At 43.3% G+C, this 16,858-nt stretch carries 13 protein-coding genes; 7 read left to right on the top strand and 6 right to left on the bottom strand.

Annotated elements, in window-relative coordinates; genetic code table 11:
* The first annotated feature begins 189 nt into the window (after nucleotides 1-189).
* Complete coding sequence (locus V6252_RS09110; protein WP_341610166.1) at nucleotides 190-2,271, top strand: TonB-dependent receptor domain-containing protein; 2,082 nt, start codon at nucleotides 190-192, stop codon at nucleotides 2,269-2,271.
* 162 nt (nucleotides 2,272-2,433) lie between these two features.
* Nucleotides 2,434-3,768 (top strand): PepSY-associated TM helix domain-containing protein, encoded by a 1,335-nt coding sequence (locus tag V6252_RS09105; RefSeq protein ID WP_341610165.1) that lies wholly within the window; start codon nucleotides 2,434-2,436, stop codon nucleotides 3,766-3,768.
* A gap of 429 nt (nucleotides 3,769-4,197) precedes the next feature.
* Here V6252_RS09105 and V6252_RS09100 read toward each other — a convergent pair whose 3' ends face one another.
* From V6252_RS09100 to V6252_RS09085, 4 genes are all read right to left on the bottom strand, one after another.
* Nucleotides 4,198-4,968: an ABC transporter ATP-binding protein gene (locus V6252_RS09100; protein WP_341610164.1), complete on the bottom strand. Its 771-nt coding sequence runs from the start codon at nucleotides 4,966-4,968 to the stop codon at nucleotides 4,198-4,200.
* Nucleotides 4,969-5,045: 77 nt separating this feature from the next.
* On the bottom strand, nucleotides 5,046-6,131 hold the full coding sequence (locus V6252_RS09095) for an iron chelate uptake ABC transporter family permease subunit (protein WP_341610163.1): 1,086 nt from the start codon (nucleotides 6,129-6,131) through the stop codon (nucleotides 5,046-5,048).
* Nucleotides 6,132-6,212: 81 nt separating this feature from the next.
* Nucleotides 6,213-7,298 carry an ABC transporter permease gene (locus V6252_RS09090; protein WP_425355872.1) on the bottom strand — a complete coding sequence of 362 codons (1,086 nt, stop codon included), beginning with the start codon at nucleotides 7,296-7,298 and terminating at the stop codon, nucleotides 6,213-6,215.
* Nucleotides 7,299-7,380: 82 nt separating this feature from the next.
* Nucleotides 7,381-8,433, bottom strand: a complete 1,053-nt coding sequence (locus V6252_RS09085; RefSeq protein WP_341610162.1) for a siderophore ABC transporter substrate-binding protein — start codon at nucleotides 8,431-8,433, stop codon at nucleotides 7,381-7,383.
* A 486-nt stretch (nucleotides 8,434-8,919) separates the two neighbouring features.
* Between V6252_RS09085 and V6252_RS09080 the strand changes: the two genes are divergently transcribed.
* The 3 genes from V6252_RS09080 (at nucleotide 8,920) to V6252_RS09070 (ending at nucleotide 11,235) form a co-directional block, all read left to right on the top strand.
* The gene (locus V6252_RS09080; protein WP_341610161.1) at nucleotides 8,920-9,879 is read left to right on the top strand and encodes a TonB family protein; all 960 of its coding nucleotides are present in this window, start codon (nucleotides 8,920-8,922) and stop codon (nucleotides 9,877-9,879) included.
* Between the two features lie 108 nt (nucleotides 9,880-9,987).
* Entirely contained in the window at nucleotides 9,988-10,677 is a 690-nt protein-coding gene (locus V6252_RS09075; RefSeq protein ID WP_296208443.1) for a MotA/TolQ/ExbB proton channel family protein, read from the top strand.
* A 156-nt stretch (nucleotides 10,678-10,833) separates the two neighbouring features.
* A complete protein-coding gene (locus V6252_RS09070; protein ID WP_025651314.1) occupies nucleotides 10,834-11,235 on the top strand; it encodes an ExbD/TolR family protein in 402 nt (133 codons plus the stop codon).
* A gap of 209 nt (nucleotides 11,236-11,444) precedes the next feature.
* Here the strand turns inward: V6252_RS09070 and V6252_RS09065 are convergent, their stop codons facing one another.
* Complete coding sequence (locus tag V6252_RS09065) at nucleotides 11,445-11,984, bottom strand: DUF2799 domain-containing protein (protein WP_341610160.1); 540 nt, start codon at nucleotides 11,982-11,984, stop codon at nucleotides 11,445-11,447.
* A gap of 358 nt (nucleotides 11,985-12,342) precedes the next feature.
* On the opposite strand from V6252_RS09065, the gene V6252_RS09060 reads away from it, so the two are divergent.
* On the top strand, nucleotides 12,343-12,939 hold the full coding sequence (locus V6252_RS09060) for a hypothetical protein (RefSeq protein WP_341610159.1): 597 nt from the start codon (nucleotides 12,343-12,345) through the stop codon (nucleotides 12,937-12,939).
* Nucleotides 12,940-13,222: 283 nt separating this feature from the next.
* The gene (gene topA / locus V6252_RS09055) at nucleotides 13,223-15,889 is read left to right on the top strand and encodes a type I DNA topoisomerase (protein ID WP_341610158.1); all 2,667 of its coding nucleotides are present in this window, start codon (nucleotides 13,223-13,225) and stop codon (nucleotides 15,887-15,889) included.
* Nucleotides 15,890-16,126: 237 nt separating this feature from the next.
* Here topA and V6252_RS09050 read toward each other — a convergent pair whose 3' ends face one another.
* Nucleotides 16,127-16,684, bottom strand: coding sequence for a superoxide dismutase family protein (locus V6252_RS09050; RefSeq protein WP_341610157.1), 558 nt, complete (start codon nucleotides 16,682-16,684; stop codon nucleotides 16,127-16,129).
* Nucleotides 16,685-16,858 lie beyond the last annotated feature (174 nt).

Here is a 16,858-nt window from a genome sequence, read left to right as displayed (position 1 = left end):
TATGCCTCTCTTTATTTAAACGCAAATCATTATCATTAACATTAATCATGTTATTCGCACGATAAGTTAAGTATTTTAATGTATTTCATCTTCTGGTAGGCACTATTTTAAGGGTTGTTTGACGACAGCCTTTAAAAATAATTCTAAACATTCTAATTTCTGACAGTAAACAAAGTGAGTAAATGTGTTATGCGCGAAGTAAAGTTATCTAGTCAATTGACAGTATTGTCTATCGGTGTCGCCGCTGTATTGTGGACGCAAGCTGCCAGTGCCGCAACGGCAGCAGATATGCCAAACACGACATTACAGACTATCACTGTAACAGCGAATAGCTCAGTGCATGACGCTGTACAAGAAGACTCTGTCTATATAGATGACTACACCCCAGCTGCACAAGCCAGCCACTTGAATGATTTTCTGGACGTTGTACCAGGGGTAAGCGTGGGCGGTACCTCATCAGTCAACCAACGTATTCGTGTACGTGGTCTTGATGATACCAATCTAAAAGTAACGATTGATGGCGCACGTCAAGAAGGCGCGTTGTTCTACCATATGGGTGACGTCACTATTGATCCAGATCTGCTAAAACAAGCAGAAGTCGCTGTTGGTAATAACTCGGTGACGCTAGGTAATGATGCTCTTGGCGGTGCGGTTGCTTTTGAGACAGTCGACGCGGCAGATTTGCTTAAACCTAACCAAAAAATCGGTGCTAAAGTCAATGTGGGTTATGGTAGTAATAATGACGAACTATTGACTTCAGCTACAGTATTCGCTGCCCCAACTGATAATATTGATCTACTTGCTTACTATGGTAAGCGTGATACTAGTTCGGGTGAAGATGGTAAAGGTCGTGAGCTTTTCGAAGATAGCGAAAGCGAAAATATTCTATTGAAAGCAGGTGCTAATATTGCTGATGCTCATCGCATTGGCGCAAGCTTTAGTCGTACTGAAAAAGATGGTATTTTTCCATTCCGCCCAGACTTTCCTAGCCTGTCCGATGAGCGAATACCGCAAAACATAAGCAGAGATACTTATACACTCGATCATACTTATAATCCTGTAAATCAGCTGATAGATGTTGATACCACCATCTATCAAACAGAGACACAAATATTACGTGATTCTGACAATGTGGGTAATTTTGACTTTGATGCTCAAGTAAAGACTACAGGCGGTAAAGTACAAAACACTAGTATCATCGATAGCAGTATCATCAATGGTGTACCAGGGGTTCATAAGTTAATCGCTGGTGTGGAACATTATAAGAAAGAATCAGAAATGATTCGTGACGGCGCTGCGGCAAACAGTGATGAGGCAACTAATACTTCAGTGTATCTAGAAGACCAATGGCAAATGGGTAAGCTTAGCTTAACGCCAGGCGTCCGTTATGACCGTTATGAGTCTCCAGAGTTTGTCTCTGGTGGAAAAACGTATGACAATGTCGTAGGTGCACTAGCTGCTAGTTATGAGATCGCACCGCGCACCCAAATATTCGCGAGCTATACTCAGTTATTTAACGGTCCAGACTTAAGCCAAACTGTTTTTAATGATGATGGAGCAGGGACTTATATTAATAATGATCTAAAAGCAGAAGAAGGTTCTAATGCTGAAATTGGTATTGCGACGACATTGCGTGGTTTAACGCTTGCTGATGATGCTCTGCAATTGAGTGGTAAGTATTTCGTAACTGATATTGAAAACTATCAGCAATTTATTAGAACAGGGAATCGAGAAGGTCGATATGGTCTAAACTGTACTACTGGTGAACGTGGCTCTGAAGGTAACCTACAAGACTGCCAAGGTACAATTAACAGCGATGAAGACTACGAAATCAAAGGGGTCGAACTAGCAGCCAATTATACGACTCGTGACTTTGGTATGGGGCTAAGTTATTCGCGTGCTCGTAGCGAAGGTGATAAGACAGGCGATAGTATTCCATCAGTCAGCGGCGGTAGTGCGGACTCGGGTGATCGTTACATGGTAAACTTAAATTATGCACCAACTGATATCGTTGATCTAGGTTGGCGCAGTACTTATGTGTCATCAATTACAGATAATAATCAAGATACTAAGCCAAGCTACGATGTTCACGATATTTTTATGACTTATACGCCAACTCAGATCGAAGGTATTAAAGCGACTTTAGGTGTATACAATATCTTTGATGAAACTTATGCTAACCACTCATCTCGATTAAGCTCAACCAGTGATGCTGCTACTGATTTCGACATGGGACGTAATATCAAAACGTCTTTGACTTATCAGTTCTAATCTAGCTTATCGAACTTAAGTCTAATCGTACTTATAAAGTCAGCTGTCTTACATGGTAGCTGGCTTTTTATTGCCTATTAGCTTTTACATTGGCTACAACAGCAATGATGTACTAGCTGATAAGTACCTACCAAAACAACATATGACAAAGAACCAACACTAATGATTTCACTCAATCCTCGTCAAGCCTGTCTTTGGATTCACCGTTATACTGGGCTTGCCATGGCAGCTTTTTTAATTATCACTGGTATTACTGGCACATTATTGGCATTTCATGACGAGCTAGACGATATCTTCAACCATAAACTGGCTCAAGTTGAGAAGCAAAACGCATCACATCTGCCTATTGCAGAGCTTCATGACAAGGTCATCAGTGCGTATCCTCAATATGCTTTTTCCAGCATGCCAACTTCGATAACAGCAGAGAGATCGGCTGTATTTTCGGTAGATAGAGCGCGAGGAAAAGCAGCCCAAAACCAACCAAAAGCACCGTTTCAACAAGTTTATGTCCATCCTTATACTGGCAATATCATTGGTACTCGTGATAGAGATGAGTGGGCATGGCACAACACCATGTGGAAAGTGTTTTGGTTACATCGCGATTTATTACTGGGTGATATTGGAAAATTGCTACTAGGGATTGTCGCGCTCGTGTGGACGATTAATTGCTTTATTGGCTTTTACTTAACATTTCCCAGAGCGCTCAAGAAAAAAGCACAGAATCAAACCTCGCCTAAAAAACGTGCCTCCTTTTTTAAACGTTGGTTACCAGCGTGGAAAATCCGTACCAAAAGTAATATGTTCAAATTGAATTATGATTTACACCATGCCTTTGGGCTATGGTTATGGATCATGCTGTTTGTCATCGCGTGGTCGAGTGTTGGTTTTAATTTAAGAGAGGTCTATCAACCTGTGATGCATGCTGTCGTAGGGCTTGAAGGCAGAGAGGAAAGACAGGAGAACTCAAGAAAACCATCAGAAAAAGCTGAGCAGGCGTCTGGTACAGAAACAGCGGCTAGAGTTGAGGTTGTAAACAATGAAGCTGTCGATGTCGAAGCTGTTGATGTGGTCAACAAAGCCAATAGCATTGCTTATTTAAGTGAGCAGGCAAACATCGCTGCTCAAAGCAAGGGTATGCTAGTACGGGAGTTTTTAGGCATACGTTGGATTGAGGATGAGGGTCAATGGCAGCTGCGCTTTAAAACAGATAAGGACATTGGTAAAAAAGGCGGTGCATCATCCATCACGGTCAATGCAAAAACAGGTAGCGTTGAACAGATGAACTTTGGCTACCAAAACTCATCATTTGGCAGTAAAACCAACAATTGGTTGATGACTTTACATATGGGTCATATTAGCCATGGCATCGGCCACTTACTGTATCAAATATTTTTAGCACTGGTAGGTTTGGCTGTGACAGTGTTGTCCATTACGGGCGTCTATCTGTGGTGGAAAGGTCGACAGCAACGACTTAAAGCATCGCAAAAAGGTAGGTAATATAGTGATATTTCTAGGGTATATTCTTATTTAGATAGCTATCTGTTGAATCAAAGGTATGCCCTAGTTATAAATTTAATTGCAAGAATATTGTGTATGCTATCGAGACAGTAAAAATGAAGAAAGCAAACGTTTCACCTATCATGACCCATCTATGCCAACTATTATTTTCATCATAGTTCTTTGTGTAATCTACTGAAGAGATATCTTGAGTAAAATCCATAGGAATAACCACTAATCTTAGACCATATAAGGTCATTCCTAACCAAAAAAAGGTATTTGATATCTCCTTATTTAGAGCATAATAAATAAACAGGCAAAGGCTAATCGCTAAAATTAATAGAGATAGGTTCTTGTAGTTTATCCATCGATTATTTAATAGCGCTCTATGCATCTATAACTTCTTTTATTATTTGCGAAGTTCTTTATTTAAACCGTATCAACAATCACTGGACGACCCTGATGACTTAGGACAGTGACATCGACGTTGTATAAATCTTTCATCGTCTCTTTAGTAATAACATTAGCAGGGCGCCCTACAGCGGTCACTTGTCCTGCTTTCATCGTAACCACTGTATCCGCAAACTGTGCCGCTTGGTTGATATCATGCAGGACGATTACCACAGTTTTTTGCTGACCGTGACTAAGCTGACGTAGCTCACGCATCAGCCGACCAGCATGATACATATCTAGGTTGTTTAGTGGCTCATCGAGCAATAGATAGGGTGTATCTTGGCAGACAATCATAGCGATCAGCACGCGTTGACGCTGTCCACCTGATAGCGTTGACAAGAAACGCTCGGCAAGTGGCTCAAGCTCAAAGCGTTCGAGGATTTCCTGTACTTTTTGTTGGTCGTCAGCGGTTGGTTGTCCTTGATGATAAGGGTAACGACCAAACATCAGTAGCTCATGTACGCGTAGGCGTCCTTGCACATGATTGTCTTGCCCAAGCATCGCAACCGTCTTGGCCAGTGTCCGCGCCTGACAGCTGACAATATCACGTTCCTCATTATCTACAGCGAAGCTCACCTGCCCAGATTGTAGCGGCTGCAAGCGAGCCATGACAGAAAACAACGTAGACTTCCCAGCACCATTAGGCCCAATCAAAGCAATCACCTGCGCCGCTGGTAGGGACAACGTAATGTCATGCAAGATTTGTTGTTTGCCAATATGGTGAGAGATATTATTCAGTTTAATCATAGTCAGTCTTATTTAAAAAAGTCTTAGGTTTTTCTTGATGAACAGCATCGGTTAAATAAACAATATCAGCTAAGTAATCATACTGAACGGCGCTGGGACATAAATATCAATGCTAAGAACATTAAGCCGCCTGCTAGCTCTATCACCACTGACAATACGCCTGCCATATCTAGTACTTGCTCAAAGATAGTCTGACCCAGCACCAAGCAAATCATAGCGACCAAGCTGACCAATATCAGCCGCTCGGTGTGATACATATGTCGAGCGATACGATTGGTCAATGCGCAAACCAATAGACCAAAGAAAGTCACTGGACCGACCAGAGCGGTAGCCGTGGCAACCAGTACAGCGATGACAGTTAATAGACCAAATGCCAGACGTTGATAGTTGATACCAAGGTTGAGGGCTTGTGCTTGTCCGAGCATCAACACATCGCACTGATAACGCCAGCGCCATACAAATATCGCAGTGATGACACAGATAAATAAGCTGATACCCAGCAGCTGAGGGTTGACCGTATTGAACTGCGCGTAGCTGGCAGACTGTACGACCACAAAATCATCAGGGTTAATCAGCCGTGCAATGAGTGCTGATAAACTGCGAAATAACACGCCAAAGATAACGCCCACCAATATTAGCCGTGTCAGATCCTGACTGCTTTTAGAAAATAATAACTTAAACAATAATAAAGATGCCCCAAACATCAGGACAATCTCTAGCGTGAACTTGGCAATAGGATCGAGACTGGTAAAGCTAATCGCACCTAAAAAGAAAACCAGTAAGCTCTGCAACAGAACATAGAGTGAGTCAAACCCAAGTAGGGAGGGCGTTAGAATTGGATTGTGAGTCAACGTCTGAAACAGTAGCGTCGACACGCCAATCGCATAGCCAACCACCATCAGTGCCAACAGTTTTTTGCCGCGTAATGGTAGTGCAAAGTCCCAATAGCCATTGACATTGAGCGTCATAAACAAGGTCATCGAGATAAGTAGAATAATAGCTGCTATGGATTTTGGATGGGCAGCTATCCATGCCCAAAGCTTTGCCAAATGACCTTGTGCAGCGGCTGAATACTGACCATCTGCTGAAGATGAATTATTTACCGCTGTGCTGGTTCTGGTAGCATCAGTCTTGGTGGAAGTAAGCTTAGTTGATGAGAACATACAAAAATCCTATGGTGCCAAGCTTATCTAATAAGGCAAAAAATGAACGACAATAAGTGAGCACAGTTAGTAAACATGGTGCTACTGCTCAGCTGGTGCACGTAATAACAGCCATAAAAATAGCACTGTACCAACCACACCAAAAATAGTGGCGACCGGCACTTCAAATGGATAGCGAATAGAGCGCCCGATAATATCGCATAGCAACACCGCTGAAGCACCAAGTAAGGCCACTGCTGGCAAGCTGCGACGCAACTTATCTCCCATTAGACGGCTCACAATGTTTGGCACGACCAGCCCAATAAAAGGAATCATGCCCACAGTCATAACCACGACAGCGCTCATCATGGCTACCATACCCACGCCAATCCAAGTGACCTGACGCTTACTAATACCTAAGTTCAAGGCGATATTGTCACCTAATCCGACGATGGTCAGCTTGTCAGCAATGATATAGGCCAATACGCACAGCGCACCCGTCAGCCACAACAGCTCATATCGTCCTGCCAATACGCCCGAGAAATCCCCAAACTGCCAAACACTTAGCATCTGTAGTGATTCGGTTCGATAGGCGATAAAGGTAGTGACTGCTTCGATAATGCCACCGAAGACAATGCCAATCAGTGGAATCATCAAAAAATCAGTAGGCGGAATGCGGTGAATGAGCAGCATAAATAGCATCATGCCAAAAACGGCAGCGATAGTTGCCACGCCCATTTTGACAATGAGCGCACTTGCAGGAAACAGTAAACTGACCACCAGCAAACCAAGTGCAGCGCTCTGAGTCGCACCAACCATAGATGGCTCTACAAAGCGGTTTTTGAGCACTACTTGGATAATCATCCCAGCCACAGCCATTGCAATGCCAGTCAAAATAATGGCGATGGTACGCGGTATACGGCTAACCAATAGCAATGAGCTATCAGAATTAGCACTCTGCGTCAGAAGACTCTGCAAGATACCTGACCACGAAAAGTCAGCCACCCCAATAGATAAGCTCAATAACACCAAAAGCCCCATAAGAATGAGGCTTGCTGTATTGATGAACCACGGTGGTATGACAGTACGTCGATGTAACGCATTGCCAGTACCACTCTGCCAACTTGATGCTGATGGAGCAGTACTGGATTTGAGCCTAGCATGAGTACGGTGTGAAAATAACGACATAATCTCTACTGGCTTAAAAATGAGCAGGGTTAACGGTAATAATTGTCTATTTGAGCAACAGTCGTTTGTCTAGAAAACGACGTTATTTAGCGTTAGTAAAAGCATCTTTAATTGTCGTTAGATCCTGCATCCACTGGTAGTAGCCGCCAAATGCTAAGTAAGAATCTGGGCTCAAATAAACCACTTGCTGCTTGCTCCATGCATTGCTCTGGGCAACCAATGGATTGTCTAATACGGCCTTGGCACCAATACCGTCTTCACCAATTGCAGCACTACGGTCGATGACAAATAACCAATCTGGATTGGCTTTTTGGATATATTCAAACGATATCGGCTGACCATGAGGCGCATCGGCAATTTTGTCATCTGCCATTGGTACGCCCAGCACAGTATGGATAAAACCATAGCGAGACTTATCACCATAGGCTGACATTTTGTTGCCATTGACCATGACGACTAGACCAGTGCCTTTATTTTCTTTTGTTAGACTTTTGGTCTCAGTGATGAGTCCATCGATATTCTGTTGTAGCTTAGCGGCTTGATCGCTTTTACCGAACAATGCACCTAGGTCATGTAGGCGCTGCTTGCTTGATGCGTAAATGTTAGCTGTATCAATACTCATGTCTAACGTTGGGGCGATACTTGATAGCTCGTCGTATTTTTCTGCCATGCGTGAACCAACCAAAATAGCTTGCGGCTGCATTGCATTCAACGCTTCAAGATCCGGCTCAAATACAGTACCTACCGATTTTGGATCAGGCTGTGTTTCTGAGTGTAGATTCTTTAGTAGTAGACCACCAGGCATACCATCGACTGCTACATCTAGCGCCGCCAAATCTTGCATCAACGTCATGTCATAAACGACAAGTGGCGATGGGTTCATAGCCAGCTCAACATCACCTTTTACGGTATTGACCATGATTTTCTCAGCAGATACAGCGTCATTACTGGCGACGTTCTGTGATTCATCAGCCGTTGGGTTTTCAGTTTTGGCGTCTGCTGGCTCAGAGTCATTTGATTCAGGCGAGCTACATCCTGCCACTACCGTAGCCAACAACGCTGTCATGGCAGCAGTCAGTAATGGACGTTTGAAAAAAGAGACGGTAGATCTGCTAGATAATAAGGGTGTCGGCATAATGAACTCGGTCTATCAAAAAATGTTTAAGCAATTGTCTAAAATAATTGCAAATGAATGACTCTAAAAATATTAAGTCTAAAAGATGCTTGAGATAAAAAGCATAAAATAAATAGTCTACTCAGTACCAATTACTCACTTTTTATACGAATAATTTTTATAAAAATAGTTTGGGTAGACAACACAGCCGTTATAATAAAGTAGTTGAGACTCATTATCAATATAAATGATAATGGTTTTTATTAACAGTACTTATTATATTAAACGCAACGTATCATTTGATGAAAAGATAAGGTTCATAGTAGTGAGGTATAAAGGTAGGTAACGTTCATGAAAATGAGCGTTCTGATAGGTAAAACCACTAAGCAATGCCATGTGTCAGAGATGTATTAAATAGCGAAAATATTGTAAATTATTATTGATAATAATTATCGTTTGCATTATTATCTACGCCATTCTACTCTGAGTAATAAACATTAGGCTGTTATGAGTTCAACGGATTTAGACGCGCCACCACTTAAGTCGTTATTGCTAGCTATTGTTGCAGTCGTAGGACTCCATGTGCTTGCCGCAATTGCACTAGTGGCAATAAAAACGCCTGAACTCGAACCTGAGCCAAAAAAAGAGATATCACCGCTTGAGATAAAGTTTGTTTCATTACCGGCAAAAACGGTCTCAACTGAAGTAGAAAAACAAACAGTCACAGCCAAAAAAGAAGTACAGCCTGAGGTACAAGTTCAGCCAGCACCGCAACCTGAACCAAGGCCTAAAGAGCCGGTGAAACAACCAGCAAAGATCCCAGTAAAACCAAAAGAGCCTGTTGTAAAAAATGTAGAGCCGAAAGTGACGCCTGTGATAGCGTCAGAAAAGCCTCGTCCTGATACCAGTCAAAAAGTAGCCCCAAAAGAGCCGCTACCGAAACCAAAGGTTGATAACTCAGCAGCTGAAGCACAGCGCAAAGCAGCTGCCCAAGCTGAATCAGAGCGACAAGCCAGAAAAGCTGAGCAAGAGGCGCAAGCTAGGGCAGAGCAAGAAGCCAAAAGAGTCGCTGATGCCAAAGCTGCCGCTCAAGCGAAGGCTGCCGCAGAGGCCGCCGCTGCACAAGCAAGAGCTGAGGCGGAAGCAGCAGCTGCTTTAGCACAGAGTAATGAGCCTGTGAGCTTTACTGCTAGCTCAGCCAACTGGGCATCTGAGCCAAACTTTAGTTTCCCTGAGCGCGCCGCACGTAGGGCCCGTTCTGGTGATACGCTCAACGTTGTATTGGCATTACGAGTCAATAAGCAAGGCGGCATCGACAACGTGCGAGTTGCTCAATCATCAGGTAATCCGCTAGTAGACAAAGAAGCCCGACGTCAAGTGCGATCTGGCAAGTTCAAACCCTTTACTAAGAATGGCGTACCCGTGGTAGGTGATGTGACCCTACCGATCAGTTACGCGGTTCCTTGATAGTTCATACTTTATAACAACGTATTTATTGATCATTTTTCATTATAAAACTAAACATGATATTTACCTCAGTATCATGTAATGGCATTACACATTAAGGAGTCTGACATGGACTTTATGCAATACTGGCAGATCAGCGACATGGTGACGAAAACGTTGTTCTTTTTGTTGCTTGCGTTATCTATTCTCTCTTGGGTGACAGGTATCGTCCGCGTATTGCAAAGCCGCAAACTGGCGACCAATGTAGCAGATGATTTGAGTCAGCAATTGCAAGCTAGACAGTCTGATTTGGTTGGTACTGATGCTGCCACACGCCGTTTGGTGACTGAGCAAACTTTACTCAAGCACATCGGTCGCTATCGTTTTGCTAGTGAGCGCGGTCTGCCAATTCTTGGCACGACGGCAGCGATTGCACCGTTCATTGGCTTGTTTGGTACGGTATGGGGTATTTTCCATGCCTTGCACAACATCGGTATGAGTGGTCAGGCAGGATTGGGGCAGGTTGCAGGACCAGTCGGTGAAGCATTGATTATGACAGGTCTTGGTATTGCAGTAGCGATTCCAGCCGTGGTGTTTTACAACCTTGCAGTACGTATCAATCGACGCATAATGTATCAAGCCAACGACAGAGCGCATGATTTATTGGCGCAATCAACGGGTCTTGTGGATACTACCAAGGTAACTGCGAGCCATGCTACTAGCGTCTCTCAAGTGCATGCTGCACCAAGCAGTCGTTCAACGACGAGTGAGACGCAGCATACCAATAACTACAGTAATTCTGTGCCAAAGCAGCTATAGATAGTACTAGTTCTACAGATACTGATTTTGTAAACGTTAGGTCCGTAAACATTAAGGCTGCAAGCGCTAGGTCTGTAAAGGCTCAAACGACAAGTCGAAAAACCGTCAAAAAACGGCTTGGCTGTGTGAAAATAACTAAAAGCATTGAGAGTAACTATGGCATTTCAATTGGGTGATGATGACGTACGAAGCATGGATGAGATGAACCTCATTCCGCTGATCGATATCATGCTGGTATTGATGATTATATTTTTATTGACAGCGACCGTGCTGAATCCGACGGTGCCTTTAGATTTGCCAGAGACTAGTGCCGCGCTCAATGAAACGCCGCCAGAAGCGATTCAAGTCAGTATTGATAAAGATGCAGGAATATTCTGGGATAGTGATCCAATCAGTATGGAAGAGTTGGAGACACGCTTACAGCAGCAAGGCGCGACTGGTAAGAATCCAGCGGTACAGTTACGTGCAGATAAAGAAGGCAAGTACGATACAGTCGCTCAAGTCTTGGCAGCGGCAAGTAATGCTGGATTGACTAAAATCGCATTTGTGAATGAGTAGCTTAGTAGCTAGATATTGAATAACTTAAGCACTGTGAGTCAGTGCTAGTAGGTTTAGCCCTATAGTAGAAAACTGGCTAGATAAACCAATAGCCCAACCAGCAAGACAACCAGCACCGCTATAATAAAAACAATTAAAATAATAAAATTTTCTCCAACCTCATTAACTACTTAAACCTCAAATTAAGTCGTTAGTGAGGTTTTCTTTTTTTACCAGCCATAGCCAAATGGCCGATAGCCATAACCGAAGCCTGCATGTCTGTAGCCAAATGGGTAAGGTGAGCGTAAGTAGTCGAGATCGCGCTGACGGATATAGTAGTAGCGCCCTTGGGAGTAGGCTTCTTCTAACTTCTCAATACCTTCTAACGGACAGACAGGTTGCCAGTCATAGCCTTCGCGACCGAGCTTATAAGCGTTAAGTTCGGTACAGTAGTTTTTGAGACCTTGTTGACGGCCTTGTTCCCATTGGATACGGTTAGGACTAGCTCCGCCAACACTGGCGCAGCTATTGGCATAGTGACCGAAGTAAGCACCTGAACGACCTTGTGAGCCATCAGCATAGCCAACTTCTTGCCAGTTACTGCTTTGACATTGCTGCGGGGTTAGGCTCTGAGTCGTGGCACAGCCTGATAATGTTAGTATGACCGCGCCAAGTAGCGATAGGCTCATGCCTGTTTTGCTCATGACTTTATTCATCAGCTTGCGAGCGTGATAAGCGCCTGATGAGTTTGACTCAATAAGATAATTCATAATAAACCTGCGCGCGTTTAAAATTATGGTTTATCATAGCACTTTTTTGCGCTGACCACTTTTCGTATCTGGTTTTTATAGTGTACTGTACTCGGTAAGTTTGTATACGCTAAATAGCTGATTTAATAGCGTAACTTGCTAAATTGTCATATGTTTCAAAAGCACCTGTTGCACCGCGATTGGATGACAACGCTTGATTTTTAATGGTTCGTGCTCATTATAAGCCCTTATATATCGTTGTTTGTTATCGTACTAACCGCAAATCTGTACGTACTATTTTATAAGCATCGGTTTATTAGCGATATTTACCTCTATATCTTTTAGTATCTTTTTCATTTAGTCAAAAGGCCAGACCATCATGGGAACATTGATTGGCGTTATCATTGTACTATTCGTATTAGGGAGTATGATGGCGCTCAAACCGAACGGTATCGATCAGCGTTTGGATAAGCTGCGTATGACCGCACGTCGTTTACAGCTCAATCCAAAACTCGTTTCGTGCCCTGATTGGATCAAAGGCCGTGACAATGAGTATGGCCGAGGTATGCTTGGACAATACTGCCTGATATTTGAAGACACTAAACTGCCGCATACCCGTTATCAAGTGATTGATGGGCAGTGGCGACCAGACAGCAGTTTTGTCGATACCAGTACAGATGATAAGACGCTTACTATTCCCAGTGCGATTCGATCTAGTCAAATCAGCAATAATCCAGTAGTCAAAAAGACTGATTTTAGCTTGGATCAAGTGCCGTTAGATTTGCCAGTAAGTATCGAGCCGTTTGTTAAAGGTCTATTGACCAAGGCCAATAGCATTATTATTTATTGGGAAGATATTGCTTATGTACGTCCAGCATCTAATCCTACGTACCATCAAAAACGGATCGAAGCGGACTTATTAGTGCTCAAAGAAAACCTTGAGAAGTGGGCGCTACAGATGCAAAAAAAAGCATAAACCTAGTAAAGCGTTTTTTCGTCTCCATTAAAGGGCAATATGCAAGCGGTTTGTCATATTCAAATTATTTAAAGTTGACAGTTTAACGCTTAGCAGTGTAACGTCTTTATAACTATATCTTTATTTTATGGTTATTATTTGTTTTATAACCTTTTTTATCAGCAGCGATTATTACTATAAATAGCTGAGCCATGGCCAAACCATGAGTATCCGCTTCCATAAATTGCCGTGCTGTTGAATTTAACCTTACTTTTAATTTACTTATATTATGGTGTCGTCAAACATGGCAAAAACCACAACCAAAAAAAGTCCAGCACCAGCTGCTGACAGCCCAAAGGGTAAGTCTTTGGTGATCGTAGAATCACCAGCCAAGGCAAAAACGATTAATAAATACCTTGGTGATGACTTTATCGTACGCTCAAGTATCGGTCACGTCCGTGATTTGCCGGTCAGTGCGAGCAAAAGCGCAAAGAAAGCAACGACCGCTAAAAAAGATGACAGTCTGACCAAAGAAGAGAAAGCGCAACAAGCACTGGTACGCCGCATGGGTGTAGATCCAGAGCATGATTGGGCGGCAGTCTATGAAGTACTACCAAACAAAACCAAAGTCATCAAAGAGCTTAAAGCATTGGCCAAAGACGCTGACAAAATCTATCTAGCAACGGATATGGATAGAGAAGGGGAAGCGATTGCTTGGCACCTAAAAGAAGTCATCGGTGGCCCTGATAGCAAGTATCAACGTGTGGTCTTTAACGAGATTACCAAGTCAGCTATCCAGAGTGCGTTTAAACAGCCTTCAAAATTAGACATTGACCGCGTGAACGCACAGCAAGCGCGTCGCTTCTTGGACCGTGTTGTTGGTTTTATGGTATCGCCACTATTATGGCAAAAGATTGCTCGCGGGCTATCTGCAGGCCGTGTACAGTCAGTTGCCATGCGCTTGGTCGTCGAACGTGAGCATGAAATTCGAGCGTTCATTCCAGAAGAGTACTGGCAGATTCATGCTGATACGCATATCGCTGATGGCAAAGCCAAAAAAACCTCAGACGCTGAGCAAATCGGTATCCGCTTAGAGGCGACCAAACAAGGTGGCAAAACCCTAAAGCTTGGTAATAAAGAGCAGACCGATAAAGTCTTAGAAATACTCAAAGCAAGCGATTTTATCGTCAAAGAGCGTGAAGAGAAACCAACGCAATCACGTCCTAGTGCGCCATTTATTACTTCGACCTTGCAACAGGCTGCTAGCACACGCTTAGGATTTTCTGTTAAGAAAACAATGATTTTAGCGCAGCGTCTATACGAAGCGGGTCATATTACTTATATGCGTACCGACTCGACGTTCTTGTCTGGTGACGCGCTTGCTGCTGTCCGTGGTCATATCGAAGACAGCTATGGCGCAAAATACGTACCAGAAAAACCAAATTTCTATGGTAACAAGCAAGGCGCACAAGAAGCGCATGAAGCGATTCGTCCTTCTAATGTCAATATGAAATCAACACAGCTCAAAGGTGTTGAGCGTGATGCGATACGTCTATACGAGCTAATCTGGCGTCAGTTTGTGGCGTGTCAGATGTTACCTGCCAAATATCTATCAGTGAACCTGTTTGTAGGTGCAGATGATATCGAGCTAAAAGCCCGTGGTCGTACCATGATATTTGATGGCTACACAAGAGTCATGCCACCAGCCAAGACTGACGACACTTTACTGCCTGATGTCAAAAAAGGCGATAAGCTAAATCTAGATAAGCTCGATCCGAGTCAGCACTTCACTAAGCCTGCGCCTCGCTATACTGAAGCCAGTCTAGTAAAAGAGCTTGAGAAAAAAGGCATTGGTCGTCCATCGACGTATGCCTCAATTATCTCAACCATTCAAGATCGCGGCTATGTGAAGTTAGAGAACAAGCGTTTATTTGCTGAAAAAATGGGTGATATCGTCACTGATAGATTGACAGCTAGCTTCCCAGACTTAATGGATTATACCTTTACCGCCGCGTTAGAGGACAAGCTCGATCACGTGGCAGAAGGTGAGCAAGACTGGAAAGATGTGCTTGATAGTTTCTATGGCGAGTTCAAAACCACTCTAGAGCGTGCCAAAGAAAAAGATGGTATGCGTCCAAACGATCCAACTGACGTGCCAGATGTCCATTGTGATATCTGTGATCGTCCGATGCAATTGCGTACAGGGTCAACAGGTGTATTCTTAGGCTGTACTGGCTACAATTTACCGCCAAAAGAGCGTTGTAAAGGCACCAAAAATCTAATGCCAGTTGAAGCATTCGCTAATCTAGATGATGCGGAAGGTGATGACGAAGCGGCAGAAGTTAAAGATTTGATGGAGAAAAAACGCTGTCCGAAATGTGGCACGGCGATGAATGGTTACATCGTGGACGGTGGCCTCAAACTACACATTTGCGGTAACAACCCTGATTGCGATGGTTATATCCTAGAAGAAGGCAAGTTTGAAGTTCCTGGCTCAGATGCACCAACTATTGACTGTAACAAGTGCGATGGGCAGATGGAGCTTAAAACAGGACGCTTTGGTCCGTACTTTGCTTGTCAGAACTGTGATAATACGCGCAAGGTACTAAAAACAGGCGAAGCAGCTCCGCCACGTATGGATCCAATCCATCTGCCAGAGCTAAAGTCGACCAAGCATGATGATTACTTCATCTTGCGTGAAGGCGCAGCTGGTATGTTCTTAGCAGCGTCTAAGTTCCCGAAAGTGCGTGAGACACGTCCGCCAAAGCTGGCTGAGCTACGAGAAATTAAAGACAAAATGGAAGATAAGTTCCAGTATCTGTTTGCAGGGCCAGATGAAGATCCTGAAGGTAACCCAACCATCTTGCGCTGGTCACGTAAGAAGAAAGAGCAGTATATCGGCTCTGAGAAAAACGGCAAGGCCACACGTTGGGGTGTTTACTGGCGTAAAGGTGAATGGGTAGAGGAGTAAATATTGTTACAGCCAATATAGTGCTTTTATAGCGTCAGACTCATTTAATGTACTACAGGTACAATTTGCATTGGTCTTTCTTGTATTAGCTTTATATTGGCTTCAACGAACCTAATAGTTAGTTCCAATAAAAAACCCTCTTAAATTATAAGAGGGTTTTTTATTGGAACTATAATATTTCTTTTAAGCCATTTCTACGTTTGCAGACTTAGCCTAAGTCCATAGGTTTGGACAGTATTAGCTTTTTACGATGATACCGCAACCAATACGATCGCCTGCATTACCTGAAGGCTGACTGGTATAGTCGTCAACGCCAGCATGTACGATAAAGGCCAAACGATTTACGCTGTATTTACCTGCTTCAGTCGCTGCGATTTTCTTGTTCACATAGTTAATAGTAGCAACACCGTCTTCATTAGCAGTTAAGTTTGGCAAGTCACCAGCATGACCATTCATATCATCTGGATTAGAGTGTGGCTTGTTGTCTGGGTTGAAGTGACCGCCTGCTGCTTTACCCATAACGTCACAGCTGCCTGTTTCGTGGATATGTAATGAGACAGTTCTACCTGGCTGTAGGTTAGTAAGTTTACCGTAAACTTGTACGCCGCCATCGACTGGACGTAAGAAAACTTGACCAACTTCTTTCTTCTCGCCATCTACTGTCTGTATGGTTGATTTTAGCGTCGGTTGTGCTAAAGGATTGCCTGTTTGCATTTGACTTTCTACGGTTTGGCAACCAGTCATTGCTAACGCTGAACCACATAATAGAGTACTTGCAAGTAATGTCTTATTCATTATTATCTCCAATTGTTTGAGTTGTTATTTTTAATCTTTATGAAAGCCACGAATATCTATCGTTATTGTTCTATGTAAATCGGTGTCAATATTCGTTAACATCGGAGTCAGTATAGCCAAGCTAACTCTATAGTTATTCATCAAATGCGCAACAATCAGTTAATAAATGTAAGT

The organism is Psychrobacter proteolyticus (genome assembly GCF_038155145.1).
Classification (GTDB): Bacteria; Pseudomonadota; Gammaproteobacteria; order Pseudomonadales; family Moraxellaceae; genus Psychrobacter; species Psychrobacter proteolyticus_B.
The sequence above is the reverse complement of the archived record's forward strand: the minus strand, read 5'-3'. Positions and strand labels throughout refer to the sequence as shown.